This window comes from Variovorax sp. Soil_C_26 (assembly GCF_057657075.1).
In genome coordinates this window covers 1-22,401 of sequence record NZ_JBDGJC010000002.1, presented here as the reverse complement: position 1 = coordinate 22,401, position 22,401 = coordinate 1, and the positions used below count along the sequence as shown (strand labels likewise).

Annotated in this window: 21 protein-coding genes; 9 read left to right on the top strand and 12 right to left on the bottom strand. The window is 67.2% G+C overall.

All coding sequences use genetic code 11. From position 1 onward, the window contains the following. Positions 1 to 16 precede the first annotated feature (16 nt). Positions 17 to 1,207, bottom strand: a complete 1,191-nt coding sequence (locus AC3A6G_RS05570; protein WP_487873273.1) for a zinc-dependent alcohol dehydrogenase — start codon at positions 1,205 to 1,207, stop codon at positions 17 to 19. A gap of 242 nt (positions 1,208 to 1,449) precedes the next feature. Here AC3A6G_RS05570 and AC3A6G_RS05565 point away from each other — a divergent pair, with 242 nt between their 5' ends. Both AC3A6G_RS05565 and AC3A6G_RS05560 read left to right on the top strand, forming a co-directional pair. Continuing rightward, positions 1,450 to 1,782 (top strand): four-helix bundle copper-binding protein, encoded by a 333-nt coding sequence (locus AC3A6G_RS05565; protein WP_487864348.1) that lies wholly within the window; start codon positions 1,450 to 1,452, stop codon positions 1,780 to 1,782. A gap of 105 nt (positions 1,783 to 1,887) precedes the next feature. Continuing rightward, the gene (locus AC3A6G_RS05560; protein WP_487873272.1) at positions 1,888 to 2,649 is read left to right on the top strand and encodes an SDR family oxidoreductase; all 762 of its coding nucleotides are present in this window, start codon (positions 1,888 to 1,890) and stop codon (positions 2,647 to 2,649) included. 15 nt (positions 2,650 to 2,664) lie between these two features. Here AC3A6G_RS05560 and AC3A6G_RS05555 read toward each other — a convergent pair whose 3' ends face one another. Continuing rightward, positions 2,665 to 4,215 carry a methyl-accepting chemotaxis protein gene (locus AC3A6G_RS05555; RefSeq protein ID WP_487873271.1) on the bottom strand — a complete coding sequence of 517 codons (1,551 nt, stop codon included), beginning with the start codon at positions 4,213 to 4,215 and terminating at the stop codon, positions 2,665 to 2,667. Between the two features lie 167 nt (positions 4,216 to 4,382). Between AC3A6G_RS05555 and AC3A6G_RS05550 the strand changes: the two genes are divergently transcribed. The 4 genes from AC3A6G_RS05550 to AC3A6G_RS05535 all read left to right on the top strand — a co-directional run bounded on the left by AC3A6G_RS05550 (position 4,383) and on the right by AC3A6G_RS05535 (position 7,935). Continuing rightward, positions 4,383 to 5,180, top strand: coding sequence for a GntR family transcriptional regulator (locus AC3A6G_RS05550; protein WP_487873270.1), 798 nt, complete (start codon positions 4,383 to 4,385; stop codon positions 5,178 to 5,180). 64 nt (positions 5,181 to 5,244) lie between these two features. Beyond that, a complete protein-coding gene (locus AC3A6G_RS05545) occupies positions 5,245 to 6,231 on the top strand; it encodes a Bug family tripartite tricarboxylate transporter substrate binding protein (RefSeq protein ID WP_487873269.1) in 987 nt (328 codons plus the stop codon). A 4-nt stretch (positions 6,232 to 6,235) separates the two neighbouring features. Continuing rightward, the gene (locus tag AC3A6G_RS05540) at positions 6,236 to 7,465 is read left to right on the top strand and encodes an aconitase X (RefSeq protein ID WP_487873268.1); all 1,230 of its coding nucleotides are present in this window, start codon (positions 6,236 to 6,238) and stop codon (positions 7,463 to 7,465) included. Beyond that, positions 7,462 to 7,935, top strand: coding sequence for an aconitase X swivel domain-containing protein (locus AC3A6G_RS05535; protein ID WP_487873267.1), 474 nt, complete (start codon positions 7,462 to 7,464; stop codon positions 7,933 to 7,935). The genes AC3A6G_RS05540 and AC3A6G_RS05535 overlap by 4 nt, the downstream gene beginning before the upstream one ends. Positions 7,936 to 7,939: 4 nt before the next feature. Here the strand turns inward: AC3A6G_RS05535 and AC3A6G_RS05530 are convergent, their stop codons facing one another. From AC3A6G_RS05530 to AC3A6G_RS05520, 3 genes are read right to left on the bottom strand one after another with little or no spacing between them, the layout of a single operon-like run. Then, the gene (locus AC3A6G_RS05530) at positions 7,940 to 9,241 is read right to left on the bottom strand and encodes a TRAP transporter large permease (protein WP_487873266.1); all 1,302 of its coding nucleotides are present in this window, start codon (positions 9,239 to 9,241) and stop codon (positions 7,940 to 7,942) included. Further along, the gene (locus tag AC3A6G_RS05525; protein ID WP_487862292.1) at positions 9,231 to 9,752 is read right to left on the bottom strand and encodes a TRAP transporter small permease; all 522 of its coding nucleotides are present in this window, start codon (positions 9,750 to 9,752) and stop codon (positions 9,231 to 9,233) included. The genes AC3A6G_RS05530 and AC3A6G_RS05525 overlap by 11 nt, the downstream gene beginning before the upstream one ends. A gap of 4 nt (positions 9,753 to 9,756) precedes the next feature. Then, a complete protein-coding gene (locus AC3A6G_RS05520; protein WP_487873265.1) occupies positions 9,757 to 10,788 on the bottom strand; it encodes a TRAP transporter substrate-binding protein in 1,032 nt (343 codons plus the stop codon). A gap of 205 nt (positions 10,789 to 10,993) precedes the next feature. Here AC3A6G_RS05520 and AC3A6G_RS05515 point away from each other — a divergent pair, with 205 nt between their 5' ends. Beyond that, positions 10,994 to 12,976: a metallophosphoesterase family protein gene (locus AC3A6G_RS05515; RefSeq protein WP_487873264.1), complete on the top strand. Its 1,983-nt coding sequence runs from the start codon at positions 10,994 to 10,996 to the stop codon at positions 12,974 to 12,976. 44 nt (positions 12,977 to 13,020) lie between these two features. Here AC3A6G_RS05515 and AC3A6G_RS05510 read toward each other — a convergent pair whose 3' ends face one another. From AC3A6G_RS05510 to AC3A6G_RS05485, 6 genes are all read right to left on the bottom strand, one after another. Further along, a complete protein-coding gene (locus tag AC3A6G_RS05510) occupies positions 13,021 to 14,388 on the bottom strand; it encodes a hybrid sensor histidine kinase/response regulator (RefSeq protein WP_487873263.1) in 1,368 nt (455 codons plus the stop codon). Between the two features lie 5 nt (positions 14,389 to 14,393). Further along, positions 14,394 to 15,881: an ATPase domain-containing protein gene (locus AC3A6G_RS05505; protein ID WP_487862296.1), complete on the bottom strand. Its 1,488-nt coding sequence runs from the start codon at positions 15,879 to 15,881 to the stop codon at positions 14,394 to 14,396. Next, positions 15,878 to 16,294: a hypothetical protein gene (locus AC3A6G_RS05500; protein ID WP_487862297.1), complete on the bottom strand. Its 417-nt coding sequence runs from the start codon at positions 16,292 to 16,294 to the stop codon at positions 15,878 to 15,880. The genes AC3A6G_RS05505 and AC3A6G_RS05500 overlap by 4 nt, the downstream gene beginning before the upstream one ends. Positions 16,295 to 16,512: 218 nt before the next feature. Continuing rightward, complete coding sequence (locus AC3A6G_RS05495; RefSeq protein ID WP_487862298.1) at positions 16,513 to 17,349, bottom strand: sterol desaturase family protein; 837 nt, start codon at positions 17,347 to 17,349, stop codon at positions 16,513 to 16,515. Positions 17,350 to 17,431: 82 nt separating this feature from the next. Beyond that, positions 17,432 to 18,691, bottom strand: coding sequence for an iron-containing alcohol dehydrogenase (locus tag AC3A6G_RS05490; RefSeq protein ID WP_487862299.1), 1,260 nt, complete (start codon positions 18,689 to 18,691; stop codon positions 17,432 to 17,434). Beyond that, entirely contained in the window at positions 18,681 to 19,397 is a 717-nt protein-coding gene (locus tag AC3A6G_RS05485; protein WP_487862300.1) for an alpha/beta fold hydrolase, read from the bottom strand. Before AC3A6G_RS05485 ends, AC3A6G_RS05490 begins: the two co-directional genes overlap by 11 nt. A gap of 80 nt (positions 19,398 to 19,477) precedes the next feature. Between AC3A6G_RS05485 and AC3A6G_RS05480 the strand changes: the two genes are divergently transcribed. Beyond that, positions 19,478 to 20,197: a GntR family transcriptional regulator gene (locus AC3A6G_RS05480; protein WP_487862301.1), complete on the top strand. Its 720-nt coding sequence runs from the start codon at positions 19,478 to 19,480 to the stop codon at positions 20,195 to 20,197. Positions 20,198 to 20,205: 8 nt separating this feature from the next. On the opposite strand, the gene AC3A6G_RS05475 is transcribed toward AC3A6G_RS05480, so the two are convergent. Further along, the gene (locus tag AC3A6G_RS05475; protein ID WP_487873597.1) at positions 20,206 to 21,528 is read right to left on the bottom strand and encodes an MFS transporter; all 1,323 of its coding nucleotides are present in this window, start codon (positions 21,526 to 21,528) and stop codon (positions 20,206 to 20,208) included. A 206-nt stretch (positions 21,529 to 21,734) separates the two neighbouring features. Here AC3A6G_RS05475 and AC3A6G_RS05470 point away from each other — a divergent pair, with 206 nt between their 5' ends. Further along, complete coding sequence (locus tag AC3A6G_RS05470; RefSeq protein ID WP_487873262.1) at positions 21,735 to 22,037, top strand: hypothetical protein; 303 nt, start codon at positions 21,735 to 21,737, stop codon at positions 22,035 to 22,037. The last annotated feature ends 364 nt before the right edge of the window (positions 22,038 to 22,401 follow it).

Below are 22,401 nucleotides of genomic sequence, written 5' to 3'. Positions count from 1 at the left end.
GGACGGCTCCCTGGTGTCAAAGTGCTGCCGCGGTGGCCAACGTGGCGCCGCCGTCGCGTGCGGCGCCGGGCGGCACCAGCACGGTCTTGATGCAGTTGTCGAGCTTGCTCGAGAAAAGGTGGTAGGCATCGGCCACGTCCTCGAGGTCGATGTGGTGCGTGATCACGCGCCGCGGCTCGATGCGCCCGGCCTGGATGTGTTCGATGAGCCGTGGCAGGTGCCGCTTCACGCTGGCCTGGTTCATGCGCAGCGTGAGGCCCTTGTTGATGGCATTACCGATCGGCACCGCGTTGAACGTGGGGCCGTACACGCCCACGATCGAGACGGTGCCGCCCTTGCGCACCGAGTTGATGCACCAGTGCAGCACCGTGGCCGCGCCGCCCTGCAGCTTGAGCTTGACGCCCAGCAGCGTCTGCGCGAAGTTGCCGGCGGCCTCGCAGCCCACGCAGTCGATGCACACGTCGGCGCCGAGGCCGTCGGTCATCTTCTTGATGTGGATCGCCATGTCGCCGACCTGCTTGAAGTCGATGGTTTCGCATTGCGCGTAGTCGCGCACGAAGTCGAGCCGGTATTCGAGATGGTCGACCACGATCACGCGCCCCGCGCCCATCAGCCACGCCGACTTGGCCGCGAAGATGCCGATCGGTCCGGCGCCGAAGATCACCACCGTGTCGCCCTCGTCGATGCCGCCCATCTCCGCGGCCTGGTAGCCGGTGGGGAGCGCGTCGGTCAGCAGCACGGCATCGTCGACATGCATGTCGGGCGGAATGATCGTGGGGCCCACGTCGGCCATCGGCACGCGCACGTATTCGGCCTGGCCGCCGTCGTAACCACCGGCCGTGTGCGAATAGCCGAAGATGCCGCCCACCGCGGTGGCTTCGGGATTGGTCGAATGGCAGTTGCTGTAGAGCTCCTTCTGGCAGAAGTAGCAGCTGCCGCAGAAGATGTTGAAGGGCACGAGCACATGGTCGCCGGGCTTCAGGTGCTGCACCGCCGACCCGACCGCTTCGACCACCCCCGTGAACTCGTGCCCGAAGGTGGAGCCGATGCGCGTATCGGGCACCAGGCCGTGGTAAAGGTGCAGGTCCGATCCGCAGATGCACGAACGCGTGACCCGCACGATCGCATCGCCGGGATGCTCGATCTCGGGCTCCTGCTTGTGCACCGTGCGGATCCGGTAGGGACCGCGGTAGTTCATTGCCAGCATCGCTTGCTCCTTGCTTGTGTGCAGCCGAAAAAGGTCGACAGAGGAAGCCAAGCATCTGCAGCGCGCACAGGCGCCGCGCAAGCACAGGCCGACGCGGTCCGTCGGACAGCGCCCCTACCGCGCCTACTGATGAGCAGATGCGGTGCGCCTGCATGCCAAGCGCATCGCACGCGCCGATACGCCACGCTCCTACACGGGTGCACCGCTGTCGCGCGAGCATGTTGGATTTGAAGGAGAACGCCATGCCGCATGACAGCACCTATGCCGCCTGCATCGAGGCGTGCAACGGTTGCGCCACCGCGTGCAACCACTGCGCCGCCGCCTGCCTGAAGGAAGACGACGTGAAGATGATGGCGCGCTGCATCGCGCTCGACATCGACTGCGCCGCCGCCTGCCACTTTGCCGCCGCTGCCATGGCGCGCGGCAGCGAACATGCCAAGGCCATCTGCGCGCTGTGCGCCAGCGTCTGCGATGCCTGCGCCGAGGAATGCGCGAAACACACGCACGACCATTGCCAGGCCTGCGCCAAGGCCTGCCGCGACTGCGCGGCCGCGTGCCGAAGCATGGCCGGCTGAGCGCGCTGCACTGCCGGTGAAGACCCCCTCCTCGTGCCGCGCGCACGGATGCTACAAAGCGTGTGCGGCGCACCCGCGCCGCGCGAGGCATCGAGGAGGGTTTGAATGACGACGAGCGAAAACGAGAGCCAGAAGGTGGTGCTCATCACGGGCGCGAGCCGCGGCATCGGGGCCGCCACCGCGCTCGGGGCGGCCCGGGCCGGCTATGCGGTGGCGGTCAACTACGCCTCGGACACGGCAGCCGCCGAGTCGGTGGTCGATCGCATCCGCAACGCGGGCGGCCGCGCGGCCGCCCTGCGCGGCGATGTCGCGAGCGAGTCGGAGGTGCGCGCGCTGTTCGACCGGACCGAGGCCGAGCTCGGGCCGGTCGCCGCCCTGGTCAACAACGCGGGCATCACCGGTCCGATCGGCCGCTTCGAGGAGGTGGCCACCGACAACCTGCGGCGCATCCTCGATATCAACGTGCTCGGCACCTTTCTCTGCGCGCGCGAGGCGCTGGTGCGGCACGGCCGGAATGGCGCGCTCGAGGTTATCGTGAACGTGTCCTCGGTGGCCTCCACCACCGGCAGCCCGGGCGAGTACGTGCACTACGCCGCAAGCAAGGCCGCGGTCGAGAGCTTCACCATCGGCCTCGGCCGCGAAGTGGCGGCGCGCGGCATCCGCGTGTGCGCTGTCGCGCCGGGATCGACGCTGACCGAGATCCATGCCAAGGCAGGCGAGCCCGGCCGGCCCGCACGCATCGCACCGAAGATCCCGCTCGGCCGGCTCGCCGAGCCCGAGGAGATCGCGGAAGCGATCGTGTGGGCCATGACGCCGGCCGCCTCGTACGTGACGGCGACGGTGATCCGCGCGACGGGCGGGCTCTGACGCGGGAAGCCCGGTTCAGAGCCTGAAGGCGCTCACCGCCTGCGAGAGGCTGCCGGCCTGCGCCTGCAGCGAGCCGGCCGCCGCGCCCGCCTGCTGCACCAGCGCGGCGTTCTGCTGCGTGACCTGGTCGATCTGCGCGATCGCCTGGTTCACCTGCTCGATGCCGTCGGTCTGCTCCCGGCTGGCGACGGTGATCTGGCCCATGATCTCGGTCACGCGCTGCACGCTGGCGACGATCTCCCGCATGGTGCGACCGGCCTGGTCGACCAGCGCGCTGCCCGCCTCGACGCGGCCGACCGAGTCGCCGATCAGGTCCTTGATCTCCTTGGCCGCCGCGGCCGAACGCTGCGCCAGGCTGCGCACCTCCGAGGCCACCACCGCGAAGCCGCGGCCTTGCTCGCCGGCGCGCGCCGCCTCGACCGCCGCGTTGAGCGCGAGAATGTTGGTCTGGAACGCGATGCCGTCGATCACGCCGATGATGTCGACGATCTTGCGCGACGAGCCGTTGATCGCGGCCATGGTGTCGATCACTTCGCCGACGATCGTTCCGCCCTGGGCCGCCACCGACGACGCGGAAACCGCGAGCTGATTGGCCTGGCGCGCGTTCTCGGCGTTCTGCTTGACGGTGGAGGTGAGCTCTTCCATCGAGGCCGCCGTCTGTTCGAGCGAGCTCGCCTGGTGCTCGGTGCGCGACGAAAGGTCGCGGTTGCCGGCCGTGATTTGGGCCGAGGCTTCGCCGATGCCCGCGGTGCCGCGGTGCACCTCGCCGACGAGGCGCGCGAGGCTGGTGTTCATCTCGTGCAGCGCCTGCATCAGCAGGCCGGTTTCGTCGCCGCTGGTCGGCCGCACGTCGGTGCCCAGGTTGCCGGCCGCCACCGACTGCGCGACGCGCACCGCGTCGTTGAGCGGACGCGTGATGGAGCGGGTCAGCCACACGGCCGTGGCGATGCCCAGCGCCAGCGAAACGCCGCAGAGCAACAGCATCAACCAGCGCGCGGCGCGATAGGCCTCGGCCGCCTCGGCCGCGGTGCGGTCGGCGCCTTCCTTGAGCGTCTTCTCGAAGGCGCCGACGTGCGCGATCACCTGGGTCAGCAGCGGCATGCATTCCTGCGTCAGCGCGCGCACGGCCTCGTCGGTGCGGCCGCCGGTCGCGAGCGACACCACCTTGCCCGCGATCACCAGATAGCGCGTCTCGAGCGCCTGCAGCTGATCGAGCAGGCGCCGCTCCTCCTCGGCGCCCGCACCGGCCTGCTTCAACAAAGTGGCCAGCGATGCCATGCCCTGGTCGATCTCGGCCTGCGAGGAGCGCACGAGTTCGAGGTCCTTCTTCTGCAGCGCCGCATCGGTCACCAGTGCGAGGTTGCGCGCTGCGATGGCGCGCGTGCCGATCGCAAAGCGCACCCGATTGAGAGCGTAGAGCTTGCCGCCCGCCACCTCGTTGACCACCCGGATCTGGTCCGAGAGCCTGGCCATCTGCTGCAGGCCGATGGCGCCGATGGCGAGCAGCAGAAGCAGCAGCAGCGTGAAGCCGATCCCGAGACGGGTACCGATCTTGAGGTGTCGCATGGAATCGCCGGAAGGGAAAGATGGCGGATTCTCCCGGCGCACCCCACCGCCCCATTGGGTGAACAGAGGCTCGAAGGCACCTCACTTCACGCGATCGGCCAACGCGGCATGAAGCCTTGGTTCAACCCTGGCTTGACCAAGATATCCTAAGACAACACAATACATGTATGCCCAAGTCGCTCCCCCCATCCCGCATGCCGCCCGGCGCGCCGCTCACGCCCGCCAGCGAGGATCCGCTCTATGTGCAGCTTGCCAACCGGCTTGCGGAAGCGATCTCGGGCGGCGTGTACGCGCCGGGGCAGCAGCTGCCGCCCGAGGCCACGTTGATGAGCGACTACGGCATCAGCCGCGTCACGGTCCGCCAGGCCATCCAGCTGCTCGTGCGCAATGGCCAGGTGGTGTCCAGGCGCGGCAAGGGCACCTTCGTGACGCGGCCCTCGTTCCAGCAGGACCTGTCGAGTCTCCAGGGATTCCAGGAAGCCTTGCGCCTGCAGGGCATCGAGCCCGAAACCGAACTGCTGGAGTTCTCTGCCTCCGCCGGCCGGACCGACGGGCAAGTGCCCGCGGGCCTGAACCTTCCCGTGCGGCTGCGCCGGCGCTATTGCGTCGACGGCGAGGCCTTCGCGATCGTCGAGGCCTTTCTTCCGGCCGAGGCGCAGGCACTCGGCAGGGCCCGCGCCGAACTGCTGTCGGTCTACGACATCCTTCAGCAGTTTCTCGGCATGCGCATCGGCCGAGCGGACATCGCGATCCAATGCGCGAAGCCGAAGAACCGGATCTCGGCCGAACTGGGCCTTCTCGCACGCAGCCATGCGCTGCTGATGCAGCGGACCTCCTACACCGTGGCGGGGCTCGCCTGCGAGCACATGCGCATCTACATCGTCCCCGAACGCTACACCTTCCGCATGAGCGTGCCGGGGCCGATGAAGCTGGCCTCGGCCATTCAGCCGGTGCCGCTCACGTAGAGGACCTGTCGACAGGCCCCGGACCGAGAGCGACGGAATTCCAAGCCACAAGGAGACAACCCCGATGAACGAAGAGATCCCGCGCCGAACGCTGCTGATCCTGCCGGCCGCCGCACTCGGTACCATGTCCGCCCTGGCATCGCTGTGCGCCGCCGCGGCAGGCTATCCGTCGAAGCCCATCCGCATGGTGGTGCCCTTCCCGGCCGGCGGGCCGACCGACATCGTCGCGCGCCCGCTCGCCAAGCTGCTCGGCGATGCGATGAACCAGCAGGTCTTCGTCGAGAACCGCGGCGGTGCCGGCGGCGCAATCGGCGCCACCACCGTGGCCACTGCCGCGCCGGACGGCCACACCGTGCTGCTGGGCACCGTGGGCACCAGCGCGATCAACCAGGCGCTCTACAAGAAGCTCGGCTACGACCCGGTGGCCGACTTCACGCCGCTGGCCACGGTCGCCAGCGCACCGGTGGCCGTGGTGGCCAACCCTTCGACCGGCATCACCTCACTGACCGAACTCGTGGCCAAGGCGAAGGCGCAGCCCGACACCCTGACCTACGGCTCCGCAGGCAACGGCACGCCGGGCCATCTCGCGGGGGCCATGTTCTGCGCGGCCGCCGGCATCAAGCTGCGCCACGTGCCCTACAAGGGCAGTGCGCCGGCCATGGTGGACCTGCTCGGCGGCCAGATCCAGGTGATGTTCGATCCGCTGCAATCGGTGCTGCCGCATGTGCAGTCCGGAAAGCTCAACGTCCTCGGCGTCACGAGCCGCCAGCGGGCCAAGGCCCTGCCCGCCGCGCCCACCGTGGCCGAAGCGGCGATCCCCGGCTTCGAGATGCTCGCCTGGTGGGCGCTCTTCGGCCCCGCGAGGATGCCGGCGGATGTCACGCGGCGCCTGGTCGAGGACGTCCAGCGCGTGGTCAAGGGTCCCGAATTCGAACTCGGCCTGGGCAACCTCGGTGTCCAGCCGCTCGACGTGCCGCTGGCACAACTGCAGCAGGAAGAAATTGCCAAGTGGGGTGCGGCCGTGCGCACCTCGGGCGTCACCATGGAATGAACGCATGAAACTCGACGATGAAGAGAAAGCGATGCTCGCCGGCGAAGCCGGCAGCGTTGCCAAGACCGCGATGGAACACCAGGTCAAGGTCGGCCGCTTCTTCGGGGCGGAAGACTTCGTCCCCGTCACGCAGGCCCACATCATGGCCGACACCGAGAGCCTCGGCCAGGCCGGCGTGATGTGGCTCGAGAAGCTGGCCGATGCCGAGGAGGGCGGCGTTCGGATCCCGACGATCACCGACCCCCGCGGCACCGATTTTTCGAAAGCCGCGATGCTCGGCCAGGCGGACTGGATGCTCGAGCTCGAGCAGCGCGCGATCGACGCGTTCGTGCGCCTGGGCGTCAGCATGACCGACACCTGCATCAACTACCAGACCGTGCTCGCTGCGACGCGCGGGGAGCACGTGGCCTTCGGCGACACGGGGGTGGTGATCTACTCCAACTCGGTGGGCGGCGCGCGGTCGAACTTCGAAGGCGGCCCCTCGGCGCTTTCGGCAGGCCTCACGGGCCGCACGCCGCGCTATGGCTACCACCTCGATCGCCATCGCCAGGCCACGCTGCGCATCCGCACCGACTGGACGCCGCGCACGCTGGACGACTGGGGCGCGCTCGGCGGCATCGTCGGGCGGCTTTCCAACAACTACTGGCAGGTGCCGCTGCTGGAGGGCCTGGAGGCCGCGCCCACCTCGGACGAGTTGAAGCACTTCGGTGCGGCGATGGCGAGCTTCGGATCGACGGCGCTGTTCCATCTGCTGGGCATCACGCCCGAAGCGCAGACGCTGGCGGACGTGGGAGCCGACAAGCTCGCGGTGGCGTACCGCATCGGCGAAGCCGACGTGATCGCCCTCAAGCGCAGCTACCGCGTCGATCCGTCGGTCGACGTGGTGGTCTTCTCGGCGCCGCAGCTGAGCATCTTCGAACTGCGCGACCTGGCCGCGCTGTGCAGCGGCAAGAATTTCAAGCGGCCGCTGCTCGCCGTGACGAGCCCGCAGGTCAAGCCCGATTGCGATCGCTTCGGCTACACGAAACGCATCGAGGATGCGGGCGGCACGGTGCTGGCCGGCATGTGCTTCTACCAGTCGTACGCCCGGGAGATGAGCGAGGCGAAGGGCTGGAAGCGGCTGGCGACGAACAGCGCCAAACTCGTCAACATCCTGGGCGGCTATGGCTACGTGCCGATGCTCGCCTCCATGCAGGCCTGCGTCCAGGCCGCCGAAACCGGGGAGCTGCAATGACTGCCAACACCTACAAGTCGCGCCACGCCATGGGGCGCCGTGTGGTCGGCGAGGCGCTGGTCGCCAACGACGGCTTCTCGGCGCGCTACGACCTCAACCGGCTGCAGGGCGTGTTCTCGCGGCCCGCGCACAAGCTCGTGGGCCAGTCGTACGTCGACAAGATACTGGTGCTCGACACCGCCAAGGGCGGCGTGGCCACGGCATGGATGCTGCACGAGATGCGCTCGCGCAACATGGTGCCGCGCGCCATCGTGTTCAACACCGTCAACACCATCCTCGCGCAGGGCGCGGCGCTCGGCGACGTCACCATGCTCGCGGGCTTCGAGGTCGACATCACCGAGCGGATCCCGAACGGCGCAATGGTGGAGATCGACCCCGACACCCACACGATAAGGGTGCTGGCACCGGGTGAGCACCCCGCTCATGCGGGTGGCGAGCACCGCGTACAGAAGGTGCACGGACCGCGCTAGTGCGCTATTGAAGCAAGCCCGGCAACCACAGCGAAATGGCGGGAAAGGCGCAAAGGATCACCAGGCGCACGATGTCGACCCCGATGAACGGCATGGTGCCCCGGTAGATGCGCCCCAGCGTGATGTCGCGCGCAATCGAGTTGATCACGAAGACATTGATCCCCACCGGCGGACAGATCATGCCGAAGGTGACCGCCATCACTACGATGACGCCGAACCACACCGGGTCGAAGCCGAGCTGCATCATGGCCGGGAAGACGATCGGCACGGTCAGCAGGATCATTGCCAGTTCGTCCATCACCGCGCCAAGAATGAGGTAGCCGACCATCACCAGCGCCAGCACGCCGTAGGCACCCACGGGCAGAGTCACCAGGAACTCCACGGCCTTCTGCGTGAACTGCGTGATGGTGAGGAAGTAGCCGAACAGGAACGCACCGATCACGATCGTGAGGATGGCCGACGAGACGCGCAGCGTGTCGATCAGCGCCGCCTTGATCTCGCCCGGGCCGAGCCGGCGGCGCAGCACGCCGATCACGAGCGTGCCGACCGCGCCGACGCCCGCGCCCTCTTCCACTGTGAACAGGCCGCCGTAGATGCCGCCCAGCACGAACACGAACAGCAGCACCACGGCCCAGAGGCTGCGCAGCGAACCGAAGCGCTCGCCCCATGTGTGCGCCTCGCCGCGCGGCATCGCGTCGGGCCGCACGCGCGCGATGATCTGAACCACCAGGAAGTAGAAGGCCACGGCCATCAGGCCCGGCAGGACGCCGGCCGCGAACAGCTTCTTGATGTCGGTCTCGGTCATGATCCCGTAGAGCACGAAGATCACCGACGGCGGGATCATGATGCCCAGCGTGCCGCCGGCCGCGATGAGCCCTGCGGACAGTCCCGGGTGGTAGCCGGCGCGGCGCATCTCGGGCAGCGCCACCTGCGACATCGTGGCCGCGGTGGCCACCGACGATCCGTTGATCGCCGCGAATCCCGCGCACGCGGCGACCGAGGCCATCGCGACACCGCCGCGCAGGTGGCCGAGCCACGCGCGGCCGGCCTGGAACAGCTCGCGGCTCATGCCCGAGCGCGATGCGAACGCGCCCATCAGGATGAACATCGGGATGACGCTGAGGTTGTAGTCGGTCACCACCGACAGCGGCACGTTGGCCAGCAGGTTCAGGCCCGCATTCCAGCTGGTCAGCGCCGCGAAGCCGCACACGCCCGCGATGCCCATCGCGATGCCGATCGGCACGCGCACCGCCATCAGCACGAACATGCCGATGAAGCCCAGCAGGGCGACGAGGTCACGGTCCACGGTCGGCGGCCTCTTCCATGTCTTGCACGCCCGCGATGGGCGCCGGCTGGAGTTCGGCCTCGCGCCCGCGCCACAGGTAGACGACGCGCACCACGCCCAGCAGCGCCGCGACCGTGGCCCCGAGCGAAGCGACCGCGTAGAACATCCACAGCGGCATGCGCAGGTCCATCGTGCCTTGCGTACCGGTTCCCGCGACCTTGACCCACGCCATCCACGCGAGCGGCACCAGGAACGCCAGCACGACGAGCGTGGCGACGATGTCGAGCCAGCGGCGCCCAGGCACCTTCAGGTGCTCCCAGAGCAGGTCGACGCAGATGTGGCTGCCATAGAAGGTGGCCAGGGCAATGCCCCAGAACAGCGCAATGCCCTGCAGCATGCGCGAGCCGTCGTACCAGTCGGGAATCTGGACTGCGAACAGGTCGCGCAGCAGCACGTTGCTGGCCGTGAGCAAAGCGATGGCGAGCAGGAAGAAAGCGGCCACCGCTTCGGTGGCCGACAGAATGCGCTTCATCGCGTCAGTTGGCGTTGCGCGCTGCGATTTCCTTGCGGAGTTCTTCCAGCGCCTGCTTGCCGTTCACGCCCGACTTGTCGACCGCGGCCTGCCACTGCGTGTAGACCGGCTCGGCGGCCTTGCGCCACATGTCGAGCTGCGCGGGCGTGACTGCGACGATCGTGTGGCCGGCGGCCTTCTCGAGCTTGGCCTTGCCCGAATCCTCGAAGTCGCCCCAGGCGGCCCCCACCTTGGCGGCCCATTCGTTGCTGCAGTGGTCGTCCATCACCTTCTTCTGCGTGGCCGAGAGCCTGTCGTACCAGCCCTTGTTCATGACCCAGGCGAAGTCGGACGCGTACAGCCGCATGTCGGAGTGGTACTTCACGGCCTTGTCGATGCCGAAGCTGATGACCGAATCCCACGGGAAGGCCAGCGCGTCGGCCACGCCCTTCTCGAGCGCGTCGCGCGCCTCTGGGGCCGAAACCTGCACGTTGGTGGCGCCCAGCGCCGACATGAAGGTGGCGTTGGTGCCATTCGACGAGCGGATCTTCATGCCGCTGAGCTGGCTCGGCTCGCTAATCGGCTTCTTGGCATGCATGGTGCCCACGTGCAGGTGCGCAAAGCAGAACTTCACGTCCTTCATCTCGGCGGCCGCGTACTTGCGGTACCACGCGTCGAGCGCTGCCGACCCCGGGCCGGGCTTGCCCACCAGGAACGGCAGTTCGCCAGCGGCGAACACCGGGAAACGGCCGGCCTGGTAGCCCGGGTTGGCCCAGGTCACGTCGGCGATACCGTCGCGCGCCATGTCGTAGTGGTCGGCGGCCTTGCCCAGCTGCTGGGCCGGGAACATCGCCACCTTGATGCTGCCCTTGGAGGCCGCCTCCACCGACTTGGCCCACGGCTCGAAGCCGGTCTTCGCGAGCGAGTGCGACGGCGGCAGCCAGTGCGCGAACTTGAGTTCGACCGGCTTGTCCTGTGCGCTGGCGCCTGACGCTGCGACGATCACCACGATGGCGGCGGCGACGCCGCGGAGGTGGCGGGATGGGTGGCGGGACATCGGAACTCCTTTGTTATGCGGGATAACCAATAGTGTCAACAAATCTACTCAATGCGCACGGTATTTTCCCGGGCGCGGCGGCCGGGAGGACTGAAAGCGACCATCGCCCGACTGCCGGATGCGCGCAATAGGGTTAGTACCTTCTGATTCACTTTCCTGACACACGGCCCCGATAGCGTCGCGCTCTTTCACTTGGAGCAACGGTATGCGTGGATCGAAGAAGAGTGCGGGCACGTTGTCGCTGGCGGCGTTGTTGGCCCTGGCCGCCTGCGGCGGGGGCAGCGGCGGCGGCGGGATCGCGTTTCCCATCGTGCCGCCGGGCACCGCCCCCACGGCGCCGCCCACCACCTCCCCCGACACGCCAGCGCCGCCGGCCACGCCGGTTGCCACCACCTTGCGCATCGGCATCCTTCCCGACACCCAGGGCAGCGATTCGGGCGTCGCGTTGCATCCGATGAAGGCCATCCTCGACCTGTACGAGAAGTCCGGCGTCAACGTCGTGCTGGCCGTGGGCGACCTGGTCGAGAACGGCACGGCGAGCGAATACAAGCTCTGGCGCGACATGGCCGAGAAGTACCGCAGCAAGATGACGATCCTGCCGATCATGGGCAACCATGAGCCCAAGGGCATCGACCAGGACTGGTACGACACCGTGGAGTCGTTCATTCCCGCCGATGCCGAGCACATGCCGGGCTCGCGCAACAAGAACTACGTGGTGGTGCGCGAGAACGTGCTGCTGATCAACATATCGTACGGCTGGCTCGAGCGCTCCTACGACTTCGTGGAGGCCATGGTGGGCAAGCACGGGCCGAAGGTCGACCACATCATCCTGCAGACCCACAACTCGTTCGCGGGCAACCGCTACGGGCTCGTGCGCGAGAACATCGTCGACGGCAGCATCTCGATCGTGAACGACGTGAAGTTCCGCGATGTCTACGACAAGTACCGCCAACTCTTCGCCGCGCACGACGTGATCTACGTCTCGGGCCACGAGCACCACTACTCGCGCAGCGTGGTGCGCGACGACAACGACCTGGCCTTCACGCAGATCGTTTCGGGCAATGCGGCCTACAAAGGCTACGAAAGCCGCTTCGGCGAGCACGAGCGCATCCAGAGCATGCTGATGCTGAAGGTGCGCAACGAGGCCACCGGCAGCATCGACGCCAACGCTTCGATCTTCGAGATCACCGGCCCTGCGATCGACTACCGCTCATACTTCGTGACGCACTCGGTGTTCCGCAACACCGACGAACCCCAGCAGCTGGCGGCGCCCGACTGGCAGATGATGGACCGGTTCGTGCGCACCAAGGACCGCTGCGAGAAGGTGGTGTACCCCTCGAGCGTGCCGGCGCAAGTGCAGCGCTACAGCGTCTACGATCCCTCGTACCGCACCAGCGCCTGCGTCTCCGCCGGCGGCAGCCGCGCCCGCCTGCTCGATGGCCGCAACGACACCTTCAACCGGCACGACACGCGCACGCGCACCATGAGCGCCACGCCGGGCTACTCGTTCGCCGCCAGCAACCGCGAGATGGAGTCGATGATGTATCGCTACATGTTCGTGCGCGACGCGAGCTTCAGCCCCAACCTGAACAACAGCCAGCGCGCACGCGTCGTCAACGAAGGCACGCCCGACGAGGAAGTCGAGGTGCGCGGCACCACCATCGACCTGAAGAAGCTGGTGGCGCTGAACTGGAAGGCGGCCGGTGCCGGCACCCTGTCCGACGAGCTCGTCGTCAGCGGGATCGCCGGCCAGGACGGCACCTACATCGACGCCTACGGCCGTGTGAAGAACATCCAGACCGACACCGGCCTTGCCGGCAGCATGGGCGACAGCACCGAGGCCGGCAAGGCCCCGGTGGTGCTGCCCGCGCTTGCCAAGGGCGGATGGGCGCTGACCGACGACAAGGCCGGCGACAGCTACGTGCTCGAGTTCTCCGTGCCCGAGGGCCGCTCGGCCGCCGACACGGTGCTGGCCCGGTACGACAACGCATCGGGCAAGTGGGTACCGCTGGCCACCCCGGCGTGCGTGAGCAGGACGGCCTATCGCAGCGCCTACCTCGGCGCGGCGCCGGGCGATGTGGATGCGTCGTGCGCGGCAGGCACGGTCGTCGGCTACGACGTGCAGGCCTCGGCGTATTGGGCGCGACTGAACCAGGACGGGCGTTTCGCGCTGATCCCTGCCAATTGAGTGCGGCGGACGCCCCCGCCGACGCGCAAGCGGATTGGGCCGGCCTACGCCGCCGGTCCCGCGCCGCCCGCCGACGCATCGGCGCCTGCCAGCACCCACGCATCGACAAGCGCCAGCAGCGCCTCGAAATCCATCGGCTTCACCACGTGGTGGTCGAACCCGACCTCGTGCGCGCGGGCACGATGGTCGGGCCCGTCGTAGCCGGTCAGCGCGACCATCAGCACGGGCCTGCCATTGCGCAGGCCATGGATGCGCTCGGCCACGTCGTACCCGTTCATGCCCGGCAGGCCGATGTCGCACAGCACGATGTTCGGCTGCAGCCGAGCGAACAGCGCCAGCGCGCCCGTCCCCTCGAGGGCGACCTCGACCTCGTGCCCGGACATGCGCAGCAGCATGGCGAGCAGCAGCCCGGCATCGACGTTGTCGTCGACGAGCAGGATGCGCGCACCCGCGGGCGCGAGCGCAGGCGCCACCGTCGGCACGTGCACCGGCTCGACGGGCCGGAGCAAACGCGAAAGCGTGATGACGAACTCGCAGCCTTGGCCAGGCCCGTCGCTGTGCACCTCGATGCGGCCGCCATGCAGTTCGACCATGCCGCGCGCCACCGTCAGACCGATGCCGAGTCCTCCCTGGCTGCGGCTCAGCGACCGGTCCTCCTGCCTGAACAGGTCGAAGATATGGGGCAACACATCGTCCGGGATGCCTGCACCGTCGTCGCTCACCGTGATGGCCACCGTATCGCCGACCGGCCGGACGCTGAGCGCGATCCGGCCGCCTTCGGGGGTGTACTTCGCCGCGTTGTGCAGCAGGTTGCCGACGGCCTGCGCGAGGCGCTGCGAATCGCCATCGACATAGACCGGCTCCGGCGGCAGGTCGACCGTGAGCTGCTGGCGCTGCAGGTCGATCAAGCCCCGGCAGGTTTCGACCGCCTGGTCGACGAAGTCGCCGACCGCCGTCGGCTGGCGCTGCAGGTTGACCTTGCCGCTCGTGACGCGCGACGCATCGAGCAGATCGTCGAGCAACCGTGCCATGTGCGCCACCTGCCGCTGGAGGACATCCTGGATGAGTTTCAGCCGGGGATCGTCGATGTCCAGCCGTGCCAGGAGCGCCCCAGCGCTGCGGATCGGCGCCAGTGGGTTGCGCAGTTCATGGGCCAGCATCGCAAGGAACTCGTCCTGCCGCCGTTTCGTCTGCTGCGCGACCTCGTTCAGTTCCTCGGCCGCGAGCGTGGCGATGACCAGATGGGTGTTGGCCTCCCGAACGTCCGACATGCGCACTTCGGCCAGCGACTGTTCGTCGGCGACGTCGCGCTGTGTCTGCTCGCGAACCGCGGCGGCGTCCTCTCGAATACCGACCGCGGATTCGCGCGCGGTGACAACCCGGTCGCGCTTGCCACGGTGGTCGGGGTCCATGTCCGTCACCTGCCGGTGGCGGAATGCGGCGCGTCCGACGCCACCCGCGGATGGCCGGTCAGCAATGCGTCCATCTCGGGCCGGCGTTCGCCAATCACGATACCGCTGTCGTCGATCTCGAACAGGCGCAGCTCGTGGCTGTGGGCGCTGTTTCGCAGCTTCACGACGGCCATGACACGCTTGAGTTCACCCCGCAGTTCGACGTAGCGCTGCACGATGATGGCGTCGGTCAGGAACGCAGCGCCGTAGGGGCTGAAGCGCAGGTCGTTGTAGCGGTCTTCGAGCTCGGAGATCATCAGCACCGCCACGCCCATGCCGGTGAGCACCGCCACCATCCGATGCAGCGATTCGCGAAAGTCCTCGCGAAAGGTCGGCGCCAGCGCCAGCTCGAGGCCCGAGAGCGAATCGATGACGACGCGCGTGGCACCGGTACGCCGGATCGTTTCGGTCAGCGCGTACAGCGTCTCGTCGATGGACAGGTCGAGCGCACGCGTGTCGATGACCGCGACGCTTCCGCTGGCAACCAGTTGACCCAACCGGAGTCTGAGCGACTGGCTGGGGCTTTTCTCGAAAGCCGCGATCACGCCCTTCTCGCCGGCGCGCGCGCCCGCAGCGAGGAAGGCCGTCGCGAGCAGCGACTTTCCCGAACCGGAGGGACCGGCGACAAGCAGCGAATAGCCCGCAGGCAGGCCGCCGCACAGCATCTCGTCCAGGGCCGGCACGCCGATCGACAGACGCCGTGGCGCCTGCGCCTCGCCACCGTCGTCCCTGGAGGCCGGCTGCGCTTGCCCGAGGGTTCGCGGGAAAATCTGGATGCCATCGCCATCGATGCGAAAGGTGTGCAGGCCTGCGATGGTCGCTTGCCCGCGCATCTTCATCACCTGGATCTTGCGAACCATCGAATTGCGCTGCACGCTCTGCGCCATCCACAGGATGCCGTCGGCCACCGTGAAGACCGGGTTGGCCTCGCCTTCGAGATTCATGTACTCGCCGATCAGGAAGGTGGTGGCCTGCCATGTCGTGAGGTGCATGCCGAGCCGCTGCACGAACTGCTGCAGATCGGTCTCGCCGGGGCGCACGCCATGCACCGCCTGCACCACCGAGCGGAACGAATCGACGAGCACCAGCCCGGGTTCGAAGGCTTCGACTTCCTCGATCATGCGTGCCAGCACGCGATCGTAGTTACCGGTCATCACGTCGTCGGCCAGGTTGACGAAGCGGATCGAGTCGTTGACCTTGTCGGTGTCGAAGAAGCTGTATTGCTGCTGGTAGCGCAGCATCTTCAACGCCGGTTCGCCGAGCACGGTGAAGAACAGGGCCTTGCGCTGCGGGTTGGCGAGCGCGAACATGATCTGGTGGGCAAGCGTCGTCTTGCCCGACCCAGGTGCCCCCGCGATCAGGTTGAACGAGAACTCCGCGAGCCCGCCGCCGAGCAGCGCATCGAGGCCCGGCACGCCGGTCGGCAATCGCCGGATGACGACCTTGTCATTCATTGCGCTTTCTCCTGATGGGGCTCGTCGGCACCGGGATGGCCCCAGGCTGAATGCAACAAGCGGTAGGTCAATGGCTCGCCGATCAGCGAAATCAGCAGATCGACAAAGGTGAGGAGCAAGGATTCGCCGGCCAGGCCCGCGTCGGGCGCCGTGCGCGCCGAAAGATCGCGGTGCAACAAGGCCGGCAGTTCGCCGAGCGGCCCCGCTGCCATTTCCGCTGGCCATCCGCACGAGGCGTGCGTCAGGTGGAGGCTGCGCGCGTACAAGGCGCGCGCGCCCGGCACGCCGACCAGCGGCTGCAGTTCGGCCAGCAGTGTGCGCAAGGCGCGCGCGATCGCATCGGGGAGGGTGCGTTGATGGGCGCCCACCGCGGTTTCCTCGGCGAGAAAGCGCTGGATGATCTCGTGGCGCATGGCCCTTTGGGTTGAGATCTCGTCGGAGGGGTCCGGCGGCGAGATGGGGATCGGTCCGCGCGAGTATCCCTCACATTGGTCAACAAGGCGCCAGATGCCCTGATTGCAGCAAGAGAATCACGGCCACGCCGAGCGCGAGCCGGTACCAAACGAAGACGCCAACGCTGCGGCGCACGATGAACCGCATCTAGCCGATGGTCACCACATACCGGCGCCGATCAATGCGCCGCGGCACCGTGCGCGGCCTGGCGGCCCGCCATCGCCTGCTCTTCGCTCTCGCTGAGTTGCGGACCGTCCAGGGTCACACGCGTGTGGTCGTGGCGGAACTTCTGGATGATCGGCCGGAGCTCTTCCTTGACGTGCCGTTCGCTGTAGCCATTGAAGAGGTGGCCCAGCAGCCCACGCCGCAGGTCCGAGGTGCCCATGACCCAGTCAGCAATGGGGAACGTGAGGTTCATGTTGTATTTCATCATGATGCCCATGTTGTGGTGGGCCGTGTGATGGCGGCGGATGGTGTTGATGAACGGCATGTTGCGCACGAACCAGTTGTCGTGCACATGGCAGCAGTAGTGGAAGGTCTCGTACACCAGGTACTGCGCCACCATCGTGAGAAAGACGATGTAGCCGACGTTCGGATTGAAGACGAGCGATGCGAGGTAGCCCAGCGTCAGCCCGCCGACGCCCAGCGTCGCGAGCACGCGCCACGGAAAGAACACGATGCGGAACTCGCGCGTCGTGTCGATGGTCGGCTCCAGGTCGGTGAAGTACTGATGGTGTTGGCGGGTGTGGCGCTCGTAGATGGCCCTTAGCGCGAACACGTCGATGCGCTTGTGCATCACGTAGCGGTGCATGAACCATTCGACGAAGTTGCCCGCCAGGAACACCGGAATGACCATGAGCCACTCCCACTGCGCGCCCTGGATCCTGCTCAGGCAGTACCAGATGGCGGCAATGCCGACGGCGTACATCACGCCAATGTGGAGCAGGCCGTTGTACAGCGGGCTGATCTCGGCCTTGTACTGCTCGCGAAATTTCCGTTGGCGCTCGGTCATCATGGCAAAGTCTCCTGTCTATATCTGATGTATGACTAGTATATCAGTTGAGTACAGACGGTCAATGGTGCTGCGTGCCGCCGGGTCAGAAGTCGCGCCCGCCGGCACCTTCGGCACGGAGATAGCCGGCAAAGGCATTGCGCACGATGGCGCGATAGCGCGCCGCGACGTCGGGCACCGGAAACGCCTTGGCAAGCCGCGCGACGCCCAGCGCGTCGTCGACCAGCCCGCTCAGATCGCCGTCCCCGATGCCCATCGCGGCCAGATCGGTAGGAATGCCGAGGCGACCGATCAGATCGCGCACTGCCACCGGGACGGCCAGGCTCGCTTCACGCGCGGTCGACACCTGCAGCGACATGAGCCCGGCGACCTCGAGCATCTCGTCGCCTCGCACGTCGCCCAGCGCATCCAGCACGTACGGCAGCATCACGGCATTGGTGGTGCCATGGCTCCTGTGCGTCTTGCCCGCGACGGCATAGGCGATGCCGTGCACGGCGTTGAGGCCGGCGCTGCCATAGGAGAGCGCCGCATAGACACTGGCATGGGCCATGCCGATGCGCGCCTGCCGGTCGGCACCATCGTTGAACGCGCGCTCCAGGCAGTCGATGCAAAGGCGCATCGACTCCCGCGCGAACATCATCGTCAGCGCCGACCGGCCGCTGTAGCCCGGATCCGGATCGCCGCTGCGGTCGTAGGCGCTCGAGTCCATGGTGAGGAACGATTCGATCGCGTGCGTGAACGCGTCGATGCCGGCATCGGCCGTGACACGCGGCGGGCAGGTGTAGGTGAACTCCGGATCGATCAGAGCCACCTGGGGACGCAGCGCGTTGTCCATGACCGCGACCTTCGTTGCGTTCTCCGGGTCGAGAAGAATCGCCCCCGGCGTGGCCTCGGAACCTGTGCCGGCCGTGGTCGGCATCGCGATCATCGGCAATGGGCGGCAGGCTCCGATGTCGCCCACGAACGCCCGGACCGGAAGGCCCATCGGCAGCGTGAGGCACAGCGCTTTGGCCAGGTCGATGTTGCTCCCTCCTCCGAGCGCGATGACGTGGTCGAAGGTGCCGCCAGGGCACTGTTGCCGCAGCACGCGGGTGGCCGTGTCGCACAGGTCGGTGGTCGGGTCGGGTGCACCGCCGTCGTACACCACGGTCTCGACGCCCAGAGCCTGCGCCGCGTCGACGTATTCGCGCACCCAGGGCGTCGATCCGGAAAAGTACCGGTCGGTGACCAGCACGCCATGCTTCCAGCCGAGCTTCTGCACCAGGCGGGGCAACTGCGCGCGCGCTCCGCAGCCGAGGATCAGGCGCGCCGGGGCGCAGAAGTGGATCAGGTCGTCAGGTCTCATCGGGGTTGTCCAAAGGATCGAGGAATCGGAGCAGTTCGTCGGCGACGCGCGCCGTGTGCGAAGACAGCAGGCCGTGGCCGGCACCTTCGATCGGCACCAGCGTCGCGTCGGGCAGAGCCGACGAAAGCGCGCCGGCGTGGTCCCAGGGAGAGTCTTCGTCCTGCACGCCGTGCAACACCAGCGTCGGCTGCCTGACCCGCCCCAGCAATGGCCGCTGGTCCGACGCGCGAATGGCTTGCCAGGTCCACGCGACCGCGTCATGGTCCGCCGCATGCCGCAACCCGAGCCGGGCCTCGCGCGCCGCGATCTCGCGCAGCAGCACTTCGCCTTCGCCGCGGAACCAATCGGCCGCGCAGAGTTGGGGCGTACCTGAAAGAAGCGCCAGCTTCCCGGGCTGAGGCCCTTTCGCTTCCGCGACATATTCGAGCGCGACTGAAACGCCCATGCTCCAGCCGGCCAACGCAAAGGGCGCGTCGGCCAGGTGCGCTTGCGCCACCTCCCGCACGTCGGACGCAAACGCCTGCAAGGCATGCGCCCCTGCACCGCTGCAGCGTCGCGCGACACCCCGCCCGCGCAGGTTGGGCAGCACGAAGCGGAAGCGGGCGGAGAGCCGCTCGGCGACGGGAAGCCATGCGTCGCGGGTTCCCTGTATGCCGTGCAATGCGAGCACAGTGGTCGGGCCGTCGCCCACGAAGACAACATCCATTGTGAACACCTGATATGTCAGACGGATTCCATGCGCCACCGGAGGCAGTACGATGGATGCCTGTTTCGAAAGTCAAGAAGATGGTTACCAAGACGACGAGCCGCACGCGCAAGGCCCCTCCCCGTGCGGCACCCAAGCCGATGGACTTCGCCGAGCCGAAGACGCGCCTGACCGACCTCGCCTACGAACGGATCGAAGAGGCCATCGTCACGCTCGTCATCCCCCCGGGCGCCGCCGTTTCGGAGCAGGGCCTCGCAGACATGACCGGCATCGGACGCACCCCCATCCGGGAGGCCATCCAGCGGCTCGCCCGCGAGCACCTGGTGATCGTGCTGCCGCAGCGCGGGCTGCTGGTGGCCGAAGTCGATGTTGGCAAGCAATTGAAGCTCCTTGAAACGCGACGCGAGATCGAGCGGCTGGTTTGCCGCAGTGCCGCGAAGCGGGCATCGAAGGAAGAACGGCAGCGCTTCGAGCAGTTGGCCGAAGAGTTCAGGCGTTCGTCTACGAAGAACGATTCGGTGGCGTTCATTCGCGCCGACCGCGACTTCAACGAGCTGTGCCTTGCGGCGGCGCGCAACGAGTTCGCCGAGGGCGCGATGCGCATGCTTCACGGCCTTTCGCGCAGGTTCTGGTATCTCCACTACAAGCAGTCGCCCGACATGCCCCAGATGGCCAAGCTGCATGGCGACGTGGCCGTGGCCATCTCCAAGGCCGACGTGCAGGGCGCCGGAGAAGCGCTGGACCGCCTCATCGACTTCATCGAGAACTACACGCGCGCGACCGTCATGTCGGATCGCTAAGGCCTGGGTCAATGCGACAGCGCTTCGAGCGACTGGCCCTTGGTCTCGATCCCGAAGAGCATCACGATGAGGGCCGCCACCACGAAGCAGGCCGCGCCCAGCGTGAACACGCCGGCTTGTCCGGTGAACGGCAGCACGATGCCCACGACGTACGGGCCCACGAGCGAGCCGATCCGCCCCACCGACGACGCAAAGCCCGCACCGGTGGCACGCGAACGCGTGGGGTACAGCTCGGGGGTGTACGCATAGAGCACCGACCACATGCCGAACATGAAGAACTGCATGAACAGCCCGGCGGTGATCAACTGCGCCACCGGCGCCTGGGTCGCGGCGGCCTGCCCGTACATGAAGGCCGCGGCCGCACTGCCGACGAGCATCAGCATGCAGGTCGGCTTGCGGCCCCATTTCTCGAGCAGCCACGCGGCGAAGATGAAGCCCGGGATGCCCGCGAGCGAGATATAGACCGTGTAGAGGACCGACTTCGTGACGGCGTAGCCGGCCTGCTGGAGCAACGCCCCGAGCCACGTCGTCAGCCCGTAGTAGCCGAGGAGCGCGAAGAACCACAACGCCCAGATCATCAGGGTCCGTTTCGCGTAGACGCCCTTCCAGAGTTCCTTGAAGGCCGCACTGCGGGCCATCGGCGGCCGAGCGGCTTCGCCAGGCTTCACTTCCACCGCGGGCAGCGAGCTCATGCCCGAGGCCCGAAGCACATGCCCTTCGAAGCCGGTCATGACCTTGTCGGCCTCGTCGACCCGCCCGGCGTCTTCGAGCCAGCGCGGCGACTCCGGAATGTTACGCCGAACGACGAACACGAACACGGCCGGCACCGCCAGCGCGATGAAGATGCCGCGCCATCCGATGACGGGAAGCAGGAAGTAGGCGGTGATGCCCGCGGCAATGAAGCCCAATGGCCAGAAGCCCTCGAGGATGGCGACGTACCGGCCCCGGCTCTTGGCGGGAACGATCTCCGACACCATCGCGAGGCCGATCGGGAACTCCATGCCCATGCCGAACCCCAGCAGCACGCGGTAGGCCATCAGCTCATTGGCGCTGTCCGACAGGCCGCACATGAGGCTGCCGACCCCCCAGAAGATCATGCTGAGCTGGAAGACCGGCTTGCGCCCGAAGCGGTCGGCGAGCATGCCCGCAGTGGCTGCGCCCAGGAACATGCCCAGGAAGCTCGAGCTCGCCAGCAGGCCGGTCTGCATCGCTGAGAGGCCGAACTCTGCTTTGATCGAGCCGAGCACGAAGGTCATGATCCCCAGGTCCATCGAGTCGAAGAACCAGGCGGTGGCAATGATGGCGAACAGGCGGCGCTGGTAGCCCGTCATGGGCAGGCGTTCGAGGCGATGGCCGATGGTGGCGCGCCGTCCCGAGACGGGCGCGGTCGTGGGCAGGTCCACGAGGGGAATCTCGCCGGATACGGTGCTCATGGTGTCTCCTTAATACATCTAGTAGTCAACTGACATATTACTGGTATTCTTTCTAGCCCAGGACTAGGGCGCACCCTAATCCTTACTGGGGAACGGCGTGCGACTTGTCGCAACTTTGGCGCGAGCAGCGCTTCTGTGTCGTGAGCTTCGTGTGGGGCCCCCGCCAACAGACACCGATTCACGACCACATGGTCTGGGGCGTGATCGGCGTGCTGCGGGGATCGGCGCTGTCACAGCGCTACCGACGCCTGCCCAAGGGCTTGGTGCCCGAGGGCACGCCCGAGCGACTAGCGCCTGGAGATGTGACTGCCGTGTCACCCGCGATCGGGGACATCCCCGATCCGTTGATCGGTGCGCAGAAGGCGTTTGTATCCGGCTATTCCAACGCGCGAAGCCGCGCCGCATGAACTGTCCCCGTTCTCAGCGCGAGCTCCGTAGATTGACTAGTGTTGTGGATATTTCGGACTAAGGTGTTGCGAAATACGGATACTTCCCAGTTTCGGCACCACAGACTTCGCTTCACATTCAGGGCGGTGGTTGATCAGAAATTCGCTTGCGAATCGATAGCGCGAACAGTGTCAGCGCCGACCCGTGTTCTTCTGCAAACCTCCGGCGGCGCACCCTCAGCAGCCCGAACTGAGATGCACATGCCGCACGCGGCGGGACCTTCCTGACGCGTACCGGGCGTAGAGAGCGAGCCGATCTGCAAGGTCTTGCAGATCGCCCCGTCGGGCTACCGGCGGCACGCGGCGCTGCTGCGTGAGCCGCACA